Raw genomic sequence first — 19,827 nt, 5'->3', positions numbered from 1 at the left:
ACCAGGGCAATGACGGCAAGAGCGATTTCGGAACGGATGATGAGGCCAAGGCATTTGTTCAAGATTCTGGCGGCGGGCGCGGCGTTTGCCGCCGCCGTGGCAACGCAGCAGGCCCAGGCCAATCCGACCGTCCTGTTCGACCTCGACAGCGGCCGCGTGCTCGAGCATCAGGATGCCTTCAAGCGCTGGTATCCGGCCTCGCTGACCAAGCTGATGACCGCCTATGTCGCCTTCAAGGCGATCGCCGATGGCGAGGTGGCGCTCAGTTCGCCGATCCGCATGACCAAACTGGCCAGCAGCCAGCCGCCATCGAAGATGGGCTTCAAGCCGGGTTCCGTGCTGAGGCTCGACACCGCGGTCAAGGTCATGATCACCAAGTCGGCCAACGATGTCGCCATGGCGATCGGCGAGAACATTGGCGGTTCGCAGGAAGACTTCGCCGTGCGCATGAATGCCACGGCCGCCCGGCTCGGCATGAGCGGCACGCATTTCGTCAATCCCAATGGCCTGTTCTCGCCTGATCAGTACACGACCGCGCGCGACATTGCGCTGCTGGTGACGGCGCTGCGCCGCGATTTTCCGCAGTATCAGCCGTGGTTTTCGATCGAGGGCCTGTCGATCGGCAAGAAAAAGATCCCCAATTACAATCTGCTGGTCGGCCGCTATCCCGGTGCTACCGGCATGAAGACCGGTTTCGTCTGCCCGTCGGGTTACAACATGGTCGGCACGGCGACACGCAGCGGCCGCACGCTGGCCGCCGTGGTGCTGGGCGAAAAATCGGCGCTCGCGCGCGCCGATGCGGCCGCGAAGCTGCTCGACCAGGGGTTCGGCACGTCGATGACGGCGGCCGTCAATCTCGCTGCGCTGCAGCCCTATGGCGATACGCTGGCGGTCAACGACATGCAGGAAGAAGTCTGCAAGAAGCAGCCGAAAGAGGCACAATCCGAGGCGGCTCCGGCTGCGGACGCCAATGCGCCGAAATCGCCCTGGCGCGAAAAGCTAGTCAATCCCAAGCTGTTGGCGGTCAGCCTTGGCGGTGCGACGGGGCCGGTTCCAAGGGCGATGATCGGCCGCGTCGAGGTCGCCGACACGGCTCCCGCAGGTGGCAAGGCGGCCAAGGTGCCGGTTCCCGCCTGGCGGCCGGATAGACCGGTGCCGGTGATTGCAGCACCGGTTGCGGCCGGCATGCAGGGCGATCAGCCGGTCAAGGTCGCCAACTGACGGCGAGGCAGGTGGTATGATCGGTGCGAACTTTCCCATTCCCGTCACGGTGGTGACCGGGTTTCTCGGCGCCGGCAAGACCACGCTGCTCAATCGCCTCCTGAAAGATCCCGCGCTCACCGACACTGCCGTCATCATCAATGAATATGGCGAGGTGGCGATCGACCATCTGCTGGTCGAGCAGGCCTCGGACGGCATCATCCAGCTTTCCGACGGCTGCCTGTGCTGCACGGTGCGTGGCGAACTGGTCGACACGCTGGCCGACCTCGTCGACCGCCTGCAGACCGGGCGTATCGAGAAACTGGCACGCGTGGTCATTGAGACGACGGGGCTGGCCGATCCGGCACCGGTGCTGCAGTCGATCATGGCGCATCCGGCGCTGGTGCAGGCCTTCCGCCTCGACGGCGTCGTCGCGCTGGTGGATGCGGTCAACGGTACAGCGACGCTGGACGCGCATCTCGAAGCGCTGAAGCAGGTGGCGATGGCCGATCGGCTGGTTCTCGCCAAATCCGATCTCGCCGACGCCGGGCAGATCACGGCACTGACGGCGCGGCTGAAGGCAATCAATCCGGGTGCGCGGCTTCTCGATGTCGGGGAAGCCAATGCGGCGGCTTTGCTCGATTGCGGCCTCTACAATCCGGCCACCAAAGGCGCCGATGTCGAGCGCTGGCTCGGCGAGGCGGAGCAGGACGAACATCACCATCACGATCATGACGAACACCACGATCATGATCACCACCACCACGGGCATCGTCATGATTCGCGCGTGAAGACGTTCTCACTCGTGCATGACGGCCCGGTGGCGTTCGCAGCAATCGATATGTTTTTCGATCTGCTGCGCTCCACGCATGGCGAACATCTGCTGCGCATGAAGGGCGTGATCGAGCTGAAGGAAGATCCGGCGCGGCCATTGGTCGTGCATGGCGTGCAGAAGCTGCTGCATCCGCCGGCGCGGCTGCCGGCATGGCCGGACGGCCAGCGCGGCACGCGGCTGGTGCTGATCACGCTCGATATGCCGGAAGATTATGTGCGACGGCTGTTTTCGGCACTGACCGATCGTCCGGCCATCGACACGCCGGACCGCGATGCCCTGACGAACAATCCGCTGGCGATTGCCGGGCGTTAGAGCATTTCCGTTTTTCACGGAAATGCGGAAACGCTAACTCTTTGTTTTCACGCAATTCCGGACGGAGAAACACGACACACTTTTCCTGGAATTGCCCTAGCCGCCGCGTTCCACCAGGAAACGGTGGCCACCCGATATGGCGGTCGTCTCGACCAGTCGGTGGCCGCTGTCGGTGCAGAAGGCTGGGATGTCGATGACGGCCAGCGGGTCGGTGGTTTCCAGCCACAGCAGGCCGCCAGGCTGCATGTCGGCCAGTCGCTTGCGTGCCTTCAGGACCGGCAAGGGGCAGTTCAGCCCTTTCAGGTCATAGACGGCGGGCGTCTCGGTAGGGGAGGCGGTTTCCTGCGGCATATGCCGGCTCAGCCGCCGAACATGCCAAGCAGCTTCTTCTTCACCTTCGACAGACGGCTTTCGTCTTCGACCGGCACCTCCGGCGCAGGCTGAACCTGGGCCGTCAAGGTCTCCACCGGTTCCGAAGCCTTTTCCTTGGCCGCTTCCTTGGCGGCCAGAGCTTCGGCCTTGGCGCGCTCCTTCTCGGCCTTGGCGGCGGCGACGGCTGCCAGCTTTTCCTCCTCGGCCTTCTTCTTGGCGGCCTTTTCGGCATCGAGTGCCGCCATCTTGCGTCCGGCCGGCGAATCGATGCGGCCCATACGGGTCGAGTTTTCCGTCACGGTTCCGTCGTGGTTCATTGACGGCGGCTCGATGGTGACGCGTTCGCCACGAGCGCGGCGCTTGGTCCAGTCGGAAACCACGTTGGCTTCCTTGATGCCGGCGATCGAAGCCTTTGGCGCGGGCGTGGAGCTGCTCATCGCGCTGGCGAAGGCCGAGTCATAATTTTTCTGATAGTTGGCATAGGCCACTTTCAGCGGGTCCGGCGTGGTGCTGATCGGGCAGGCACCGGTCGGATTGAACTTCTGACCATCGGGCGCGACCTGGTTGAAGACGTAGCGCTTCTCGCAAACGTCGACCTTAGGCGGCACCTTGGTGATTTCGAAATTGTCGTAACCCACCTTCAGCATCTTCCAGAACTCGTAGTTCGGGTCGTTGCGGTAACGCGCCATGTTGGCGGCGGTCATGCGGAAGGGGAAAGCCTGGATCTGGAATTCGGTCTGGCCGCCTTTGAAGGCGTCACGGGCGAAGGCGTAGATCTCTTCGATCTGCGGATCGTTCATCGAATAGCAGCCCGACGACGAACAGGCGCCGTGCACCATCAGGTTCGAGCCGGTGCGGCCGTTGGCGCGATCATAGCTGTTCGGATAGCCGATGTTGAAGGAGAGATGATAGCCGGATTTCGGGTTCATCTGGCCGGGGCGCACGGTGTAGAAGCCTTCCGGTGCCTGGCGGTCGCCCTCGGTGTATTTGGGGCCGAGTTTGCCGGAATAGCGGCAGATCGGATAGGTGGCGATGATGTCGTAGCGGCCGTTGGTCTTCTGCTTCCAGACCTCGACGACATTCTCTTCCTTGAAGATACGTCCGACGATCGGGGCGTCGCGGTTCATGCCCTTGGAGCGCATCGAAGCCAGGATCTTTTCCGGCAACTGTTTGGTGGCGCCCTGCGGGACGAAATCGGTCATCGACTTTTCGTTGCAGCCGGCCACGGCAAGAACGCTGATCAGGAAACTGGTGCGTGCGAGTTTCGCGAACATGGATGCGCTGTCGTCTTCCAATTGTGCACCACGGACCTCAGGCCCAGGGCTACGCCGAACATCGATGGACCCTAAGCCCGTTAACCTTGAAATTTCCTTACTGCAAGCAGTGCCAGCAGTCTTCCCGACAAAGTGACTGAACCGAAAGCCACGGCAATTTTGTGGCGAAAAACGGGTTCTACGCCACATTTTGGGCTGCAAGGCCGCGCTGTTAAACGGCCGCTCGGGTCGTGATATCGGCCGCTCTGGGCGAGACAGCTACAGCGAGCGGCCCATGGCGAGGTATTTCTCGCGGCGCTGTTCGCGGAAATCGGCGTTGGAGCCGGCGAATTCCTGCATCGTCTTGGCGACCAGATCGCCGGTAGCGCCGATCACCTTCTCGGGTTCGCGATGGGCACCGCCGAGCGGTTCGGGAATGATGGCGTCGATGATCTTGAGCTCGAGCAGATCCTGCGCGGTGATCTTCATGTTCGTCGCCGCGTCCTTGGAGCGCGTGGTGTCGCGCCACAGAATGGAAGCAGCACCTTCGGGCGAAATCACCGAATAGATGGCGTGTTCGAGCATGTAGACGCGGTTCGCGGTGGCAATCGCAATAGCTCCCCCAGAACCGCCTTCGCCGATGACGATCGAGATCGACGGCACTTTCAGCGCCAGGCCCGCGGAAGTGGAGCGGGCGATCGCTTCGGCCTGGCCACGCTCTTCTGCATCGACACCCGGGAAAGCGCCTGCGGTGTCGACCAGCGTGACCAGCGGCACCTTGAAACGGTCGGCCAGTTCCATCAGGCGCACCGCCTTGCGGTAGCCCTCGGGCCGAACCGAGCCGAAATTATGCTTCAGACGGCTGGCGGTATCGGAGCCTTTTTCCTGACCGATGACGGCGACCGATTCTCCGCGAAAGCGGGCGAAACCGCCGACAATGGCCTGGTCTTCGCCGAAGCCGCGGTCGCCGGCCAGCGGCGTGAAGTCGGTGAACAGGCCTTTGATGTAGTCGAGGCAGTGCGGCCGGTCGGGGTGGCGCGCCACCTGCACCTTCTGCCACGGGGTCAACGCCTTGTAGGCCTCGCGCAACGCATCGCGCGCGCGCTTTTCCAGCCGCGTGATCTCGTCGGCGACATCGACAGCCTCGCCGCTTTCGGCGAGCTTCTTCAATTCGAGGATCTTGCCCTCGAGATCCTGAACCGGTTTTTCGAAGTCGAGATAATTGTACATTCGTGAGGGGACCGCTGCGCCGGAAAACAGAAGGACAGGAAGCCGTAACGGCAGTTCCGAGCTATGAAACGTTGCCCTCACATAGCGATACCGGGCCTAGTCGGCAAGCGGATGGTGATCGTTGACCAGCCGAACCAGCCTTTCCTCCAGCACATGGGTGTAAATCTGGGTGGTCGAGATATCGGCATGTCCCAGCAATTGCTGTACGGCGCGCAGGTCGGCCCCGTTCTGCAGGAGATGGCTGGCAAAAGCATGTCGCAGAACGTGCGGCGATATCTTCGACGCAGCGATGCCGGCGCGAGCGGCCAGGCCCTTGAGGTCGCGTGCGAAGACCTGGCGCGGCAGGTGGCCACTGTCGGACGAAGACGGAAACAGGAAGGCGCTTTCCGCATAAGCGGGCACCTTGGCGCGTGCCGCGAGCCAGGCCGTCATGGCGGTACGGGCCTTGGCCGAAAGCGGCACCATCCGCTCCTTGTTGCCCTTGCCGCGCACCATGAAGAAGCGGTCGTCGCGCTGCGCCACCGTCACCGGCAGGCCAACCAGTTCCGAAACACGCAAGCCTGTGGCGTAGAGCACTTCCACCAGCGCATGCAGCCTGAGCGCAGAGAGACTGTCGCTGCCCGGCGGCGGTTCCGCCACCTCGGCGGCAGCACGGTCGAGCAGGCGGCCGGCTTCGGCTTCGCCCATCGTCTTCGGCAGTGGGCGTCCCTTCTTCGGGCTGTCCAGCGTACCGGTGGGGTCGTCCTGGCGCAGGCCCTCTGCATAGAGAAACTTGAAGAACTGGCGCAGCGCCGAAAGCTTGCGTGCCTGCGAGGTTGGTGCAAAACCCTGCGCTGCGACGCCGTCAAGATAGGTGCGGATGTCGCCCGAGGCGGCATTGGCCAGCCCGCCCTTGATCGCGGAGGCAGCATCTTCGAGATCGCGGCGATAGCTGGCCAGCGTGTTTTCGGCGGCGCCCCGCTCGGCGCTCATCATCTCGAGGAAAGCTTCGATGCGGACGGCACTGCTCATGGCGCAGGCTCTTTCGCTGACTAGTTTTTCTTCGGGTTCAGTTTTTCGGCCGGGATGCGCACCGAAAGCTCGGCCTGCTTGGGCGAAACGAACATCACCAGTGCGAACATCGCGCCATAGGTCAGGCCGGCCAGGATCGCCAGGGTCACGACGAGGCGGAACAGGGTCGGCATGGGTTCGAGTGGCGCCTTGATTCTATGGTGTTGCAGGAGACGTCCCGTTATGGGACGGCGATTCCGCCATTTCAAGGGCGGGCGAAGGCGTGTTGCGCCGCAGGCAGCTTGACGCAAAGGGGCTTTTCATGTCGATACGCCGGCAATGAACCCGCAAGCCGCCATTTCGCAGGACGAAAGCCGTGTCGCGCTGACCGAGCGGCTTGGCGGCCGCTCCATCGTGTTTGTCGGGCTGATGGGCGCCGGCAAGACGGCGATCGGCCGCAAGACGGCCGGGATGCTCGGGCTCAACTTCATCGACAGCGATCAGGAGATCGAGGATGTGTCGCGCATGACCATCCCGGAGCTGTTCGAACGCTATGGCGAGACGGAATTCCGCGCACTGGAGCAGCGGGTCATTCTGCGCCTGCTGGAACAAGGGCCGCAGGTGCTTTCCACCGGTGGCGGCGCCTTCATGAACGCACAGACGCGCGAGGCGATCGCCGGGCATGGCATTTCGGTGTGGCTGAAGGCTGATCTCGACCTTCTGATGGAGCGGGTCTCCAAGAAGCAGAACCGACCGCTCCTGAAGACCCCTAACCCGCGCGCCACACTGCGGAAACTGATGGATGACCGCTATCCAACCTATGCATTGGCCGACATCACCGTGCCGACCCGCGACGAACGCAAGGAAGTGATCGCCGAGGAAGTGATTGCGGCGCTCTGTGGTCATTTCAGCATCCAGACGGCGGCGGGCGAGGGGCAGGCATCATGAGCAAGACCATTACTGTCGAGGTCGGCTTGGGCGATCGCGCCTATGACATCCTGATCGGACCAGGCCTCATCGCCCGCGCCGGCGAAGCAGTTTCGACCCGCCTGCCGGGGACCCGGGTGGCAATCGTCACCGACGAGAATGTCGCGGCAAACCATCTCGAGACGCTGAAGAACGGGCTGGAAAGCGGGGGTGTGGCCGTTACCGCCACCATAGCGTTGCCAGCCGGGGAAAAGACCAAGAGCTTTGATCACCTGCAGGAGGTCGTCGATGCGGTTCTCGGCGCCAAGCTGGAACGGCGCGACGCGGTCGTGGCGTTCGGCGGCGGCGTCATCGGCGATCTGGCTGGCTTCGCTGCCGGCATCGTGCGGCGCGGCATGGATTTCGTACAGGTCCCGACCTCGCTGCTTGCCCAGGTCGATTCCTCCGTCGGCGGCAAGACCGGCATCAACAGTACCCGTGGCAAGAACCTGATCGGCGTGTTTCACCAACCGAAGATGGTGCTGGCTGACAGCAGCGTGCTCGACACGCTGCCGATCCGCGAGTTCCGCGCCGGCTATGCGGAACTTGCCAAATACGGCTTGATCAACCGGCCCGCCTTCTTCGCCTGGCTGGAAAAGAACTGGCAGGAGGTCTTTGCCGGTGGCGATGCCCGCATCGAGGCGATCGCGGAGGCATGCCGCGCCAAGGCCGATGTGGTGGCGCGTGACGAATTCGAAACAGGCGACCGCGCCCTGCTCAATCTCGGCCACACCTTCGGCCATGCGCTGGAGGCGGCGACTGCCTATGACGGCGCGAGGCTGGTGCACGGTGAGGGCGTGTCGATTGGCATGGTGCTGGCGCACCGTTTCTCCGCACGACTGAACCTGGCAAGCCCCGATGACGCGACCCGTGTCGAGGCGCATCTGAAGGCCGTCGGCTTGCCGACACGCGTCGCGGACATCCCAGGAGAATTGCCCGACGCGGACAAGCTCTTCGATTACATCACACAGGACAAGAAGGTATCGCGCGGTGCGCTCACCTTCATCCTGACGCGCGGCATCGGCCAGTCCTTCATCGCCAAGGATGTGCCCGCCTCGGAAGTGGTGGCATTCCTGCGAGACAGCCTCGAATGACCGGGACGGCGGGATGGATCGTTGCCGGCGCGCTGCTTGTTCTGGCGCTGCTTGCCGTCCTGTTCCGCAAGCCGCTGCTTGCTTCCTTCGGTCTGCAACTGATCAGCCTGAAGCGGCGCCGCCTGACCCAGCAAGAGGCGCGTGCGGTGATCTCGCGGCTGCGGAGCGAGGCGAAAGCCATGAAGGAAGACCGCAATCGCGTCGAGGCGCTGCTGGCGCTGCGCGAGCTCGAGGTCTCCGACGTCATGGTTCACCGCACCAATATGCGCTCCGTCAATGCCGACAACGCGCCCGAAGCGATCGTACGCGAAGTTCTGCAGAGTCCGCATACAAGGCTGCCGCTGTGGAAGAGTTCGCTCGACAACATTGTCGGCATCCTGCACGCAAAGGACCTGCTGCGCGCGCTTAACGAAGTGGATAATGATTTTTCGCGGATCGACATCTTGAAGATCGCGGCGAAACCCTGGTTTGTGCCGGATACGACCAGCCTGGAAGAGCAGCTCAACGCCTTCCTGCGCCGCAGGGCCCATATCGCCATCGTCGTCGACGAGTACGGCGAGGTGGAGGGTCTGCTGACGCTGGAAGACATCATCGAGGAAATCGTCGGCGAGATCTCCGACGAACACGACATCGATGTCCAGGGCGTGAAGCAGGAGGCCGACGGCTCGGTGGTGGTGGAAGGCATGGTGTCGATCCGCGACCTCAACCGGGCTTTGGGGTGGGCGCTGCCGGACGAAGAGGCCACGACGATCGCCGGCCTCGTTATCCACGAGACGCAGTCGATCCCCGAGGAGAAGCAGGCCTTCACTTTCCACGGCAAACGCTTCGTGGTGATGAAGCGTGACAAGAACCGCATCGCGCGGATCAGGATCAGGCCGGCGTCCGTAGAGATTCAGCAGCAAGAGGCTCAGAAGCTGCGGTAAGCCTTGGCCACAACAGCCGTGCGACCAGGAATGCGGCGAAGGCGCCGAGGCTCTGCGCAACTATCCAGCCGGCGACGTCGGCAAGCCTGATGCCTGCCGCCGTTGCCGTGAAGGCGCGGGCAAGCGTCATGGCGGGATTGGCGAAGGATGAGGACGCGGTGAACCAGTAGGCGGCTGCGATGTAGAGACCGACCGCTCCGGCAATCGCGGCGGGCCTGCGCGCGACGCAGCCCAGCACGACCAGCAACAGGCCGAATGTCGCCACCGCTTCCGAGAGCCACATGCCGAAACTGTCGCGCGCTGTCGCAGAGAGCTGCAGCACCGGCAGCTCGAACATCGCATGCGCTGCCCAGATGCCGATGATCGCGCCGGTGACCTGAGCGACACTGTAGGGGAAGCATTCACGCCAGGCGAAGTCGCCGGAAGCGGCAAGCCCCAGGCTGACGATGGGATTGATATGCGCGCCCGACACCGGTCCGAAGGCGGAAATCAGCACGAACAGCATGCCGCCGGTAGAGGTCGAGGTGACAAGTAGGGCAAGGGCCGGATTGTTTGGCGCCAGCGTCGTGCCCATGATGGTCGAGCCGACAACAGTGGCGAGCAGCAGCGCTGTCGCCAGCGCTTCGGCGGCCAGCCGTCTCCAAAGCGGTTCGCTCATTTCCCCCAGTGCCCTAGCGCCAGCTTCATCGATCCAGCCAGCGATCCATGAAGCAATTCTGATCACCTAGCTGTTCGGCGACTAGCCTGTCTTTCGGAGGAATTGTTTCAAGATTCAGCTCAAGCCGGGATTGGGCGCCCGGCTCATGTCTTGGCGACCTTTGCCGAAGCGCCCTCCGTTTTGCCGATCTCGCCAAGATGGCTGGAAACGGCAAGATGGTCCAACGTGTCCAAGGGCAGCGCCAGGAACAGCGAGATGCGGTTACGCATGTATTTGAATGCGGTAACGAAAGCCGCTTCCTTGTCGATGTCTGTCCCGGTGACCAGGGAGGGGTCGTCGATGCCCCAATGTGCTGTTGCGGGATGGCCTGGCCAGACCGGGCATTGCTCGCCGGCGGCATCGTCGCAAACGGTGAAAATGAAATCCATCGACGCGGCTTTGGCATCGGAGAATTCGTCCCAGCTTTTCGAGCGAAAGCCGTCGGTCGGATAGTTGTAGCTTTCGAGCACCTTCAGCGCGAAAGGATTGACCTCGCCCTTCGGATAGCTGCCGGCGGAATGCGCCCTGAAACGCGGTGCGCCATCCTTGCGCAAAATGGACTCGGCGAGGATCGAACGGGATGAATTGGCGGTACACAGGAAAAGGACGTTGTAGGTGTGTTGCGTCATGGCAGGGCTCCTTTGGAAACATGGCATGGCGAGAATTGGAAAAGCAGAGGCGCGCAAAGTTCGGGCCTGCCGTCGCAGCAATCCCTGACCAGCGACGTCACAAGCGCCTGGAAGGCGGGGAGACTGGCACGGTAGAGGATGGAACGGCCTCGACGTTCGCTCGCGACAAGCCCGGCACGCATCAGCACCGCCAGGTGCGCCGACATGGTGTTTTGAGGAACGACGCTTCGTCTGGCCAATTCCCCGGCCGGGATGGCTTGGGGCTCGACCGCGACCAATGCACGGAACACGCCGAGACGTGTCGGCTGCGCGAGTGCCGAAAGTGCCTCGATGATCGTTAGAGCGTTTTCGTTTTTCACGGAGACGCGGAAGTGCTCTAACTCTTTGTTTTTTCGCAATTCCGGAAGGAAAACCGTCGCACACTTTTCCTGGAATTGCTCTGGCGTATCCATATATCCAGATTAGTGGATATTTATAACAGCCAGGTGACGCCGGGGGGGGGCGGCCGGTTTCGTTCGTTGTCGGTGGCCGCGTTTATGTGCGGTGGGCCGGCTACCAGCGCGTCTTTTCGCCGGGGGCGGCGGGTTCGATGGCCAGCGCGTGCAGCCCGGCTTTCAGCTCATCGGCAAGCAACGCATTGACGGCGCGATGGCGCTCAATGCGGTTCAGGCCGGAAAAGGCGGGCGAAACAATGCGGATGCGGAAATGCGTCTCGCCGGTACCGTCGAAGGTGGCCTCGTGGCCGCCGTCGACATGATGATGACCGGCATGAAGATGGCTTTCGTTGAGAACGGCCAATCTCTCGGGCGCAAAAGCGTCGGTGAGCTTTTTTTCCATCGCCGTCTGCATGGACATTGCCGTCCTCCTTCACCACATAGGCGTGATCGCCAATTTTTTTCGTCGCCGGCCGGCTGCCGTTCGCCCTGTTTAAGCCGCGATTCAGCGGTTAGGGCGATCATCGCCGAAATGTCAATTCTTGTATCGCCGGGCGAACAGCCCATAAATGGGGTCAGATGAAGCCCTATCCAAAATATTTCGAAAAACTCCGCATTCGCCCGGAAAAGGACGCGGAGCTGAAGTCGCGCGCGCCGGTCTGCCAGTGGGATGGCTGCAAGGAGCCGGGCACGCACCGTGCGCCGGTGGGACGCATGGCCGAGGGGCAGTACTTCAAGTTCTGCTTCGACCACGTGCGCGAATACAACAAGGGCTTCAACTATTTTTCGGGCGTTCCCGATTCCGAGATCGCGCGGTTTCAGAAGGAAGCGGCGACCGGCCACCGCCCGACCTGGACCATGGGCACGAATGGGGGCAGCAACGGCGGTGCCCATACCGCGCCCGATTTCGCGAAGCAGCGCTCGGGCCGCGCCGGCTACTACAACCGCATGCGCGACCCCTACAACCTGTTCAACGATCCGCGCGATCATGGCGCCCCGCGTGAACGCAAGGCGAGGCCGCTTGAGGCCAAGGCGCTGGAAACGCTTGGTCTTGACGCAAAGGCGACTGGCCAAGAGATCAAGGCGCGGTATAAGGAACTCGTGAAACGCCACCATCCGGATGCGAATGGCGGCGACAGAGGTTCGGAAGACCGGTTCCGCGATGTGCTGCAAGCCTATCGCGTGCTCAAGCAGGCTGGCCTGTGTTGAGCTCAAGCTGAGCTGAGGTCGTGCCTTTTTCCAACTTTCCTCGGGTTGGAAAAGGTTTTATGACCGCCCCGAACAATTTGGGTTGCCGGCGAAGCGCAACGCTTCGCCCGTGGAGACGTTGAGACGCATGAACAAGGTCGATCGCGATATCGCCAACCTGCCCGACACGACGGTGTCGGTGAAGGAAAAATTCGGCTTCGAATCCAAGATGGTCGTGCCAGCCTATTCGGTAGCCACCGAACATGTACCGGATATCGATCCGGACTATCTGTTCGACCAGCACACCACCATGGCGATTCTCGCCGGCTTTGCCTACAACCGCCGCGTCATGGTGTCGGGCTATCACGGCACCGGCAAGTCGACGCATATCGAGCAGGTGGCCGCCCGCCTCAACTGGCCTTGCGTGCGCGTCAACCTCGACAGCCATGTCAGCCGTATCGATCTCGTCGGCAAGGACGCCATCGTCGTCAAGGAAGGCATGCAGGTCACCGAATTCCGTGACGGCATCCTGCCCTGGGCCTACCAGCACAATGTCGCGCTGTGCTTCGATGAATATGATGCCGGCCGCCCGGACGTGATGTTCGTCATCCAGCGCGTGCTGGAAAGCTCCGGCCGTCTGACGCTGCTCGACCAGAGCCGCGTCATCCGCCCGCATCCGGCCTTCCGGCTGTTTGCCACTGCCAACACGGTCGGCCTCGGCGATACCACCGGCCTCTACCATGGCACGCAGCAGATCAACCAGGCGCAGATGGACCGCTGGTCGATCGTGACCACGCTGAACTACCTGCCGCACGACAACGAAGTCGCCATCGTGCTGGCCAAGGCCAAGCATTACAAGAACGACAAGGGCAAGGACATCGTCAACAAGATGGTGCGCGTTGCCGACATGACGCGCTCGGCCTTCATCAATGGCGACCTGTCGACTGTCATGAGCCCGCGTACGGTGATCACCTGGGCCGAAAATGCCGAGATCTTCGGCAATGTCGGCATGGCGTTCCGGCTGACCTTCCTGAACAAGTGCGACGAGCTGGAACGTTCGGTGGTGGCCGAATTCTATCAGCGCGCCTTCGGTGAGGATCTGCCCGAAAGCGCCGCCAACGTGGTGCTCGGCTAAACAGGAAATTCCATGGCCGGCCCCGGCGACAACACGCGCAACAAGCCGAAGAACGGCTCGGACACGGACGCTTTCAAGCGTGCCGTGACCGTGTGCATGCGCGCCATCTCCGGCGACAAGGAGATGGAAGTCGGCTTTGCCAAGGAGCGACCGGCGCTGGCCGGCAGTCGCGCCCGCCTGCCGGAATTGCCGAAGAAGGCTTCATCCGTCGACATCGCGGTGACCCGCGGCCTCGGCGATTCCATGGCGCTGAAGCGTGCCTGTCACGATACCCGCATCCACACCAAACTGGCGCCGGAAGGCAAGCAGGCGCGCGCGATCTTCGATGCCGTCGAGCAGGCCCGTGTCGAGGCGATCGGCTCGCGCATGATGGCCGGCGTCGCCGACAACATCGGCACGATGCTGGAAGACAAATACGCCAAGGCCAATCTGGCCGATGTGCGCGATCGTGCCGATGCGCCGCTCGAGGAAGCGCTGGCATTGATGGTCCGCGAAAAGCTGACCGGCCGCGCCGTGCCGAAGAGCGGCGAACGCATGGTCGATCTCTGGCGTCCCTGGGTCGAGGACAAGGCCGGTACCGACCTCGACGGGCTGGCCGGAAAGCTGGAAGACCAGCAGGCCTTCGCCCGCGTCGTGCGCGAGATGCTCGCTTCCATGGAAATGGCCGAGGAACTCGGCGACGACCAGGAAACGGACGAGACCGAGGACGACGACGACAACCAGCCGCAGGGCGAGGAGCAGAGCGAGGAAGGCGGCGAAGACGATTCCGGCTCCGACCAATCGCAGGCCGAGGATGCCGACGCCTCCGACGATGACGAGGACTCCGCCGAGGCCGAGGCCACGGACGCGACTTCGCAGGATCTGTCCGACGAAGAAGAGGCCGATGCCGAGACGCCGGGCGAAGCCAAGCGCAACGACAATCCTTTCGCCACGATCTCGAAGGACGTCGACTACAAGATCTTCACCACCGCCTTCGACGAGACGGTGGGCGCCGAGGAATTGTGCGACGAGGAAGAGCTCGACCGTTTGCGCGCCTTCCTGGACAAGCAGCTCGCCAACCTGCAGGGCGTGGTGGGCCGGCTGGCCAACCGCCTGCAGCGCCGGCTGATGGCGCAGCAGAACCGCTCGTGGGACTTCGACCTCGAAGAAGGTTATCTCGATCCGGCACGTCTGGTGCGCGTCGTCATCGATCCGATGCAGCCGCTCTCTTTCAAGCAGGAGCGCGACACGAAGTTCCGGGACACCGTGGTGTCGCTGGTGCTCGACAATTCAGGCTCCATGCGCGGGAGACCGATCACGGTGGCGGCGACCTGCGCCGACATCCTGGCGCGTACGCTGGAGCGTTGCGGCGTCTCGGTGGAAATCCTCGGCTTCACCACTCGAGCCTGGAAGGGCGGGCAGGCGCGCGAGAAGTGGTTGAAAGACGGCAAGCCGCCGGCGCCCGGTCGCCTCAATGATCTGCGCCACATCGTCTACAAGTCGGCCGACGCGCCTTGGCGGCGCGCGCGCCGCAATCTCGGCCTGATGATGCGCGAAGGCCTGCTCAAGGAAAACATCGACGGCGAGGCGCTGTTGTGGGCGCACAATCGCCTCATCGGTCGGCCGGAACAGCGCAAGATCCTGATGATGATCTCGGATGGCGCGCCGGTCGACGATTCCACGCTTTCGGTCAACCCGGGCAACTATCTGGAGCGGCATCTGCGCGCCGTCATCGAGCTGATCGAAGATCGTTCTCCGGTGGAACTGCTGGCCATCGGCATCGGCCATGACGTGACGCGCTATTATCGCCGCGCCGTCACCATCGTCGATGCCGAAGAACTGGCCGGCGCCATGACCGAGCAGCTTGCCTCGCTGTTCGGTGAGGAAACCGCGCGCGACATGCGCCGCGGCGGCTTCAGGCGCGCTTCGTGAGCCATTCAGGGCGGGTGTCGATGCCAAGATGGCTCCGGCTCTTTTCTTCTCTCTCCATGGCTGGCCTTTTGGCTACTTCGTCGGTTTCGGCGGCAACCCGCCAGGCAGTCGAACCGGTCGAAATCAGCGTACGGCAGATCACCCAATTCCATATCGGGCGTGACGAGAAGACCTTCGGACCGCTGGAATTTGTCGGCGGGCTGGAAATGACCGGTTCTTCGCGCGATTTCGGCGCGCTGTCGGCTTTCCGTTTCCTCAATCCGGGCGGCGACTTCATTGGCGTGACCGACACAGGCTTCTGGTATTTCGGTTCGATCGCACGCATGGCGCAAGGTCAGCCTTTCGCCATCTTCAACTTCACCATGCAGCAGATGGTGGATGAGGCGGGCCAGCCGATCGACAAGAAATGGGAAGTCGACGCCGAAGGCCTCAACGTCAAGGGCGACATCGCCACTGTCGGTTTCGAACGCAACCATCGCGTCGCGCAATTCAAGATCGACCCGGCCGGCATGAAGGCGCCATTCAAGCTGCTCGATTTCGTGGTGCCGGAGAACGAGCTGCGCAGAAACCGCGGCTTCGAAACGGTGACGCGCGCGCCGGTCGACGGGCCGTTGAAAGGCGCGCTGGTGGTGGTGTCCGAAAAGAGCCTCGACAAGGATGGCAATATCTACGCGGCCATCATCGAAGGGCCCGGCAAGGGCATCTTCAAAGTGCGCCGCAATGGCGAGTTCGACATCACCGATGGCGCGTTCCTTCCCAGTGGTGATCTGCTGCTCCTGGAGCGCTCCTTCTCGATGGCCGGTGGCGTCAAAATGCGGCTGCGCCGTATCGCTGGCGCCGAGATCGCCAAAGATAAGGTTGCCGATGGCTCCGTGCTTCTGGAGGCCGACATGGCTTACCAGATCGACAATATGGAAGGCATGGACGTGTGGCGGCGCGAGGACGGCAAGCTGATCGTGTCGCTTGTCTCCGACGACAACCACTCGATCCTGCAGCGCAATCTCTATCTGGAATTCATCCTCAGCGAGGATTGAGAGCGTCACAGCGCCGGTGCTAGAGCGTTTCCGTTTTTCACGGAAACGCTCTAACTCTTTGTTTTACGCAATTCCGGACGGAAAACCGCTACGCACTTTTCCTGGAATTGCTCTAGGCTGATGTCCGCACGCTTCGAGGCTGGCCGATGCCCTCAAATGCCACGGACCTGATCGATCGCTATTGCGCCGTCTGGAACGAACCCGACGATGCTCGGCGCGCAACGCTTCTGCACGCCGTCTGGGCCAAGGACGCGACCTATACCGATCCGCGTGCGAACACGACAAGTGCGGAAGAGTTGCTCGCCCATATCGTCAGGGTGAGGGCGGGCCGTCCCGGTGCCCGGATCGTACGCACCACCGCGGTCGACATTCATCACGATATCGCGCGTTTTTGCTGGCGTGTCGTCGAGGCCGATGGCACAGAGCGGCCGGAGGGCCTCGATATCGCCATGCTCAGCCCGGACGGCGACCGCATCGAGAGCATCATCGGCTTCTTTGGACCGCTGCAGCCGCCGAAATGATCCATCTCGCCGCTGCCACAAGCCTTAGCGCGGTTTAACGGCGAGCCAGATGGTATGCTTGGCGCCGCGCTTGCCATGAGCGCGCACGGTGACTGCTTCGGCTGCGAAACCGCTCTGCTGCAGCCGACGTGTGAAGCCGCGATCAGGACCGGAGGACCAGACAGCCAGAACGCCACCCGGTCTCAGCGCGTCGCGGGCAGCCTTGAGACCGCCAAAACTGTAGAGCGTGTCGTTGCTGTCCTGGGTCAGCCCCTCGGGGCCATTGTCGACATCGAGCAGGATGGCATCGAATTCGTGACGGGCGGCATCGATCAGACGGGTGACATCGCCTTGCCTGACGGTGACGCGTGGATCGTCGAGGCAACCATCGAAGATGGCGGCCATCGGACCGCGCGCCCAGGCAATGACGGCTGGCACCAGTTCGGCGACGGTGACCTTTGCCTGACCGTCAAGTTCACCGAGAGCGGCGCGCAGGGTGAAGCCCATGCCGAGACCGCCGATAAGGACATGGATGCGGTCGCGCCTGCCGAGTTTCTCCAGCGAGAGCCGGGCGAGCGCTTCCTCCGATCCACTGAGCCGGCTGTTCATCAGCTCGTTGGAGCCGAGCATGATCGAGAATTCACTGCCGCGCCGTTTCAGCCGCAGCTCCTGCTTGCCGTCAGGCGTCCTGGCGGCGTCGAGCTGCTCCCAGGGGATCAAGGCTGGACCGTTGCCGGCTGGCTCCAGCGTGCGGCGATCAGGCGGTAGGGGATCAGCGCGAAGACGGCGATGATCAGCTTCACCGACAGGTCGCCCAGAGCCCAGGATACCCAGCGCATGGTTTCCACAGGGAATATGCCGAGCAGTGGCGCATTCTCCAGCGCGAAAGCGTCGTCAGGGCCGATCAAGGCGAAAGCGGCGGAAAAGGCGATCGAGAAGAAGATCAGCGTGTCGAACACCGAGCCCACCAGCGTGCCGAAGATCGGTGCGCGCCACCAGCTCTGGCGACGCAGCCAGTTGAACACCGTGACATCCAGAAGCTGCGCTGTGAGGAAGGCGGCACCGGAAGCGCATGCGATACGCACCAGGCGGGCGGCGGCAGTGTCGAATTCGATCAAGCCGGCACGGAACAGAAGTGGCGGTGCGACGATGGAGCAAATCACGGCAGCCATGAAGCCGACGAAGACGATCCGACGCGCCACAGCCGGTCCGTAGCGACGATTGGCGAGATCCGTGACGAGGAAGGCGAAAGGATAGGTGAAGGCGCCCCAGGTCAGAATATCGGCCAGCGACAGCACCCCGACCTGCCCCTGCATCGGGAACTGGACAAGGATGTTCGAGGCCACGACGACAAGCGCCATGGCGATTACGAAAGGCAAATACTGCGAAAAGAAACGCATTTTTTTATCCTGGGTAATGGAACCAGCGGAGCGCCTGGCCGGGACGGGCGGCGCATCCTTCATTCGAGCATCGGACGGTTCAAGCTATGCGCTGGCCAATCCGATGCTCAGGCGGTCGTCCCCCGCCTGAAAGCAATCAGGCCGCGGCCTGCTCGGCGGTCTTCTTGGCGATCTGCTTCTTCAGCAGGCGAGCGCGCTGCGACAGCTCCTTCTCGCTGGCCTTGGCCAGGAAGGCGTCGAGACCGCCGCGGTGCTCGACCGAACGCAGCGCGTTGGCCGAAATGCGCAGGCGAACGTTCTGGTTCAGCGCTTCCGAGATCAGTGTGACATTGACCAGGTTCGGCAGGAAGCGACGCCGGGTCTTGTTGTTGGCGTGGCTCACATTGTTACCGGTCTGGACGGCTTTGCCGGTGAGTTCGCAAGCGCGGGACATTTTTGCTACCTTCAGTTCATACCGGGCCAAACCTTCGAGCCGCGCCAAATGGCGCGCGGTGCTTTCGGCGGCCTCAAGGAAAAAGTTGGCGTTCCATAGTGGCATTTGGCCGGTGCGTCAAGCGTTGTTCGGCTTGGGAACCAGCCTGTCACCAGCGGTGGCAGAGCTCGCACGCTTCGATCCACCGCAGGTCTGTGCGATCTATCACCTGTCGAACAGGTTTTTCAAGGTAAGGCAGCCGCTCGCACCAAGCCAGTCCGGCGTGTGACGCGCATCGCCAGAAAAAACAAGACGATCGCGCCCAGGCCGAAGACGATGTTGCCGGTCACGGCAACCACGACGGGGATACCCAGAGATTGAGCCTGCACGCACCCGACCCAGACGTAAGTCATCAAGGCGCCGCCGGCGAGTGCGGTCTTGTGAACGATGCCCCATTGTGGAGAACTGGACCACCGCAGGACAAGTGCGACACCGGCAACGGTGAGAACGCACCAGAGCCCGACGACAAACCATGTGGACGTCAGTTCGGCAATGAAGTCCCGCGCCATCAGCAGGCTGGTGAGGAGGAAACTTGCCAGGCCGATCATCCGCGGCGAGGGGGGCAGCATTGCTGTCTGGCGTGACGGTGCAGGAATTGCGAAGGCGGCGACCACAAGGGCGACGATGGCGAAGCTTGCGGCGGCGAACTGGCTCGGCGTGGCGATGAATTTTTCCGATTCGATCTGGCTGTAGGTCAGGAAGGCCGAGCCGGCGAAGAAAACCGCTGTGGCAATGGCTACGCCGAGTGCCCCGAGCCAAGGACGCTCCGGCGTGGGGTCGAAGGCCTCGATCAAGGCGATCGGTACGGCGATGCTCCAGATCGTGTGGAGCGTCAGAACATCCTGGATGAGGCCTATGCTGGTGCCGAGCGCATCGATGCGCGTATCCGCATAGGCGACGGCCATGTCGATACCGCCATAGTGCGGGTTCCAGAGCATCTGGTCGATCGGGCCTTCTTCCAGCAGGGCATAAGCGCTGGCGAGGAGGAAGATCGTCGGCCAGCCACGGCCGAGGTGGCGTGAGGTCTCGCGAACCAGAAGCGCGCCGCATCCGTATAAGGGAGCAAGCAGGACAATGCTGCCGAGGCTTGTTATCGGCTGATTGCCAAGCAGCCACTCGCCGACAAGAGGTGCGAGCAGCACGAGCGATATGGTCAGGACGATAGGACGGCGCTTTGCGGGCGGCATCTGCTGGACGAGCCTTCGACGATGAGGGGGCGTATCCTCATCAATAATGGAGTATATACTCTATT

23 protein-coding genes are annotated in these 19,827 nt (G+C 62.6%); 10 read left to right on the top strand and 13 right to left on the bottom strand.

What is annotated here, in order from left to right:
• Window positions 1-39 precede the first annotated feature (39 nt).
• Both ACFWXH_RS18365 and ACFWXH_RS18360 read left to right on the top strand, forming a co-directional pair.
• A complete protein-coding gene (locus tag ACFWXH_RS18365) occupies window positions 40-1,221 on the top strand; it encodes a D-alanyl-D-alanine carboxypeptidase family protein (protein ID WP_379123291.1) in 1,182 nt (393 codons plus the stop codon).
• 16 nt (window positions 1,222-1,237) lie between these two features.
• Window positions 1,238-2,347: a CobW family GTP-binding protein gene (locus tag ACFWXH_RS18360; RefSeq protein WP_379122593.1), complete on the top strand. Its 1,110-nt coding sequence runs from the start codon at window positions 1,238-1,240 to the stop codon at window positions 2,345-2,347.
• A 96-nt stretch (window positions 2,348-2,443) separates the two neighbouring features.
• Here the strand turns inward: ACFWXH_RS18360 and ACFWXH_RS18355 are convergent, their stop codons facing one another.
• From ACFWXH_RS18355 to ACFWXH_RS18335, 5 genes are all read right to left on the bottom strand, one after another.
• A complete protein-coding gene (locus ACFWXH_RS18355) occupies window positions 2,444-2,698 on the bottom strand; it encodes a sulfurtransferase TusA family protein (RefSeq protein ID WP_379122591.1) in 255 nt (84 codons plus the stop codon).
• 8 nt (window positions 2,699-2,706) lie between these two features.
• On the bottom strand, window positions 2,707-3,993 hold the full coding sequence (locus tag ACFWXH_RS18350; RefSeq protein WP_379122589.1) for a L,D-transpeptidase family protein: 1,287 nt from the start codon (window positions 3,991-3,993) through the stop codon (window positions 2,707-2,709).
• A 258-nt stretch (window positions 3,994-4,251) separates the two neighbouring features.
• Window positions 4,252-5,202 carry an acetyl-CoA carboxylase carboxyltransferase subunit alpha gene (locus ACFWXH_RS18345; protein WP_054313788.1) on the bottom strand — a complete coding sequence of 317 codons (951 nt, stop codon included), beginning with the start codon at window positions 5,200-5,202 and terminating at the stop codon, window positions 4,252-4,254.
• A gap of 96 nt (window positions 5,203-5,298) precedes the next feature.
• Window positions 5,299-6,213 (bottom strand): site-specific tyrosine recombinase XerD, encoded by a 915-nt coding sequence (locus tag ACFWXH_RS18340; RefSeq protein ID WP_379122587.1) that lies wholly within the window; start codon window positions 6,211-6,213, stop codon window positions 5,299-5,301.
• 20 nt (window positions 6,214-6,233) lie between these two features.
• Window positions 6,234-6,386: a hypothetical protein gene (locus tag ACFWXH_RS18335; protein WP_054313786.1), complete on the bottom strand. Its 153-nt coding sequence runs from the start codon at window positions 6,384-6,386 to the stop codon at window positions 6,234-6,236.
• Window positions 6,387-6,531: 145 nt separating this feature from the next.
• On the opposite strand from ACFWXH_RS18335, the gene ACFWXH_RS18330 reads away from it, so the two are divergent.
• From ACFWXH_RS18330 to ACFWXH_RS18320, 3 genes are read left to right on the top strand one after another with little or no spacing between them, the layout of a single operon-like run.
• A complete protein-coding gene (locus ACFWXH_RS18330; protein ID WP_379122585.1) occupies window positions 6,532-7,140 on the top strand; it encodes a shikimate kinase in 609 nt (202 codons plus the stop codon).
• Complete coding sequence (gene aroB / locus ACFWXH_RS18325; RefSeq protein ID WP_379122583.1) at window positions 7,137-8,252, top strand: 3-dehydroquinate synthase; 1,116 nt, start codon at window positions 7,137-7,139, stop codon at window positions 8,250-8,252. The genes ACFWXH_RS18330 and aroB overlap by 4 nt, the downstream gene beginning before the upstream one ends.
• Window positions 8,249-9,175, top strand: a complete 927-nt coding sequence (locus tag ACFWXH_RS18320) for a transporter associated domain-containing protein (protein WP_054313783.1) — start codon at window positions 8,249-8,251, stop codon at window positions 9,173-9,175. The genes aroB and ACFWXH_RS18320 overlap by 4 nt, the downstream gene beginning before the upstream one ends.
• On the opposite strand, the gene ACFWXH_RS18315 is transcribed toward ACFWXH_RS18320, so the two are convergent.
• The 4 genes from ACFWXH_RS18315 to ACFWXH_RS18300 form a co-directional block, all read right to left on the bottom strand.
• Window positions 9,123-9,833: an aquaporin gene (locus ACFWXH_RS18315; RefSeq protein ID WP_379122581.1), complete on the bottom strand. Its 711-nt coding sequence runs from the start codon at window positions 9,831-9,833 to the stop codon at window positions 9,123-9,125. The genes ACFWXH_RS18320 and ACFWXH_RS18315 overlap by 53 nt on opposite strands.
• A 143-nt stretch (window positions 9,834-9,976) precedes the next feature.
• The gene (locus ACFWXH_RS18310) at window positions 9,977-10,501 is read right to left on the bottom strand and encodes an arsenate reductase ArsC (RefSeq protein ID WP_379122579.1); all 525 of its coding nucleotides are present in this window, start codon (window positions 10,499-10,501) and stop codon (window positions 9,977-9,979) included.
• Window positions 10,498-10,860, bottom strand: coding sequence for an ArsR/SmtB family transcription factor (locus tag ACFWXH_RS18305; protein ID WP_379123290.1), 363 nt, complete (start codon window positions 10,858-10,860; stop codon window positions 10,498-10,500). The genes ACFWXH_RS18310 and ACFWXH_RS18305 overlap by 4 nt, the downstream gene beginning before the upstream one ends.
• Before the next feature lie 193 nt (window positions 10,861-11,053).
• A complete protein-coding gene (locus ACFWXH_RS18300) occupies window positions 11,054-11,356 on the bottom strand; it encodes a BolA family protein (RefSeq protein WP_379122577.1) in 303 nt (100 codons plus the stop codon).
• Between the two features lie 158 nt (window positions 11,357-11,514).
• Here ACFWXH_RS18300 and ACFWXH_RS18295 point away from each other — a divergent pair, with 158 nt between their 5' ends.
• From ACFWXH_RS18295 to ACFWXH_RS18275, 5 genes are all read left to right on the top strand, one after another.
• Window positions 11,515-12,144 (top strand): J domain-containing protein, encoded by a 630-nt coding sequence (locus ACFWXH_RS18295; RefSeq protein WP_379122575.1) that lies wholly within the window; start codon window positions 11,515-11,517, stop codon window positions 12,142-12,144.
• A 127-nt stretch (window positions 12,145-12,271) separates the two neighbouring features.
• A complete protein-coding gene (cobS, locus tag ACFWXH_RS18290) occupies window positions 12,272-13,258 on the top strand; it encodes a cobaltochelatase subunit CobS (RefSeq protein WP_054313778.1) in 987 nt (328 codons plus the stop codon).
• A 12-nt stretch (window positions 13,259-13,270) separates the two neighbouring features.
• Entirely contained in the window at window positions 13,271-15,169 is a 1,899-nt protein-coding gene (cobT, locus tag ACFWXH_RS18285; protein WP_054313777.1) for a cobaltochelatase subunit CobT, read from the top strand.
• Between the two features lie 56 nt (window positions 15,170-15,225).
• Window positions 15,226-16,203 carry an esterase-like activity of phytase family protein gene (locus ACFWXH_RS18280; RefSeq protein ID WP_379123289.1) on the top strand — a complete coding sequence of 326 codons (978 nt, stop codon included), beginning with the start codon at window positions 15,226-15,228 and terminating at the stop codon, window positions 16,201-16,203.
• A gap of 146 nt (window positions 16,204-16,349) precedes the next feature.
• The gene (locus tag ACFWXH_RS18275) at window positions 16,350-16,724 is read left to right on the top strand and encodes a hypothetical protein (RefSeq protein WP_379122572.1); all 375 of its coding nucleotides are present in this window, start codon (window positions 16,350-16,352) and stop codon (window positions 16,722-16,724) included.
• A gap of 24 nt (window positions 16,725-16,748) precedes the next feature.
• Here the strand turns inward: ACFWXH_RS18275 and ACFWXH_RS18270 are convergent, their stop codons facing one another.
• The 4 genes from ACFWXH_RS18270 to ACFWXH_RS18255 form a co-directional block, all read right to left on the bottom strand.
• The gene (locus tag ACFWXH_RS18270; protein ID WP_379122570.1) at window positions 16,749-17,423 is read right to left on the bottom strand and encodes a hypothetical protein; all 675 of its coding nucleotides are present in this window, start codon (window positions 17,421-17,423) and stop codon (window positions 16,749-16,751) included.
• Window positions 17,420-18,103 carry a queuosine precursor transporter gene (locus ACFWXH_RS18265; protein ID WP_379122568.1) on the bottom strand — a complete coding sequence of 228 codons (684 nt, stop codon included), beginning with the start codon at window positions 18,101-18,103 and terminating at the stop codon, window positions 17,420-17,422. Before ACFWXH_RS18265 ends, ACFWXH_RS18270 begins: the two co-directional genes overlap by 4 nt.
• Window positions 18,104-18,239: 136 nt before the next feature.
• Window positions 18,240-18,536 carry a 50S ribosomal protein L28 gene (rpmB, locus tag ACFWXH_RS18260; protein ID WP_054313964.1) on the bottom strand — a complete coding sequence of 99 codons (297 nt, stop codon included), beginning with the start codon at window positions 18,534-18,536 and terminating at the stop codon, window positions 18,240-18,242.
• 224 nt (window positions 18,537-18,760) lie between these two features.
• Window positions 18,761-19,762 (bottom strand): hypothetical protein, encoded by a 1,002-nt coding sequence (locus ACFWXH_RS18255; RefSeq protein WP_379122566.1) that lies wholly within the window; start codon window positions 19,760-19,762, stop codon window positions 18,761-18,763.
• Between the last annotated feature and the right edge of the window lie 65 nt (window positions 19,763-19,827).

This window comes from Mesorhizobium sp. NPDC059054, assembly GCF_042739215.1.
GTDB lineage: Bacteria > Pseudomonadota > Alphaproteobacteria > Rhizobiales > Rhizobiaceae > Mesorhizobium.
This window is presented reverse-complemented; position numbering and strand designations above follow the sequence as displayed.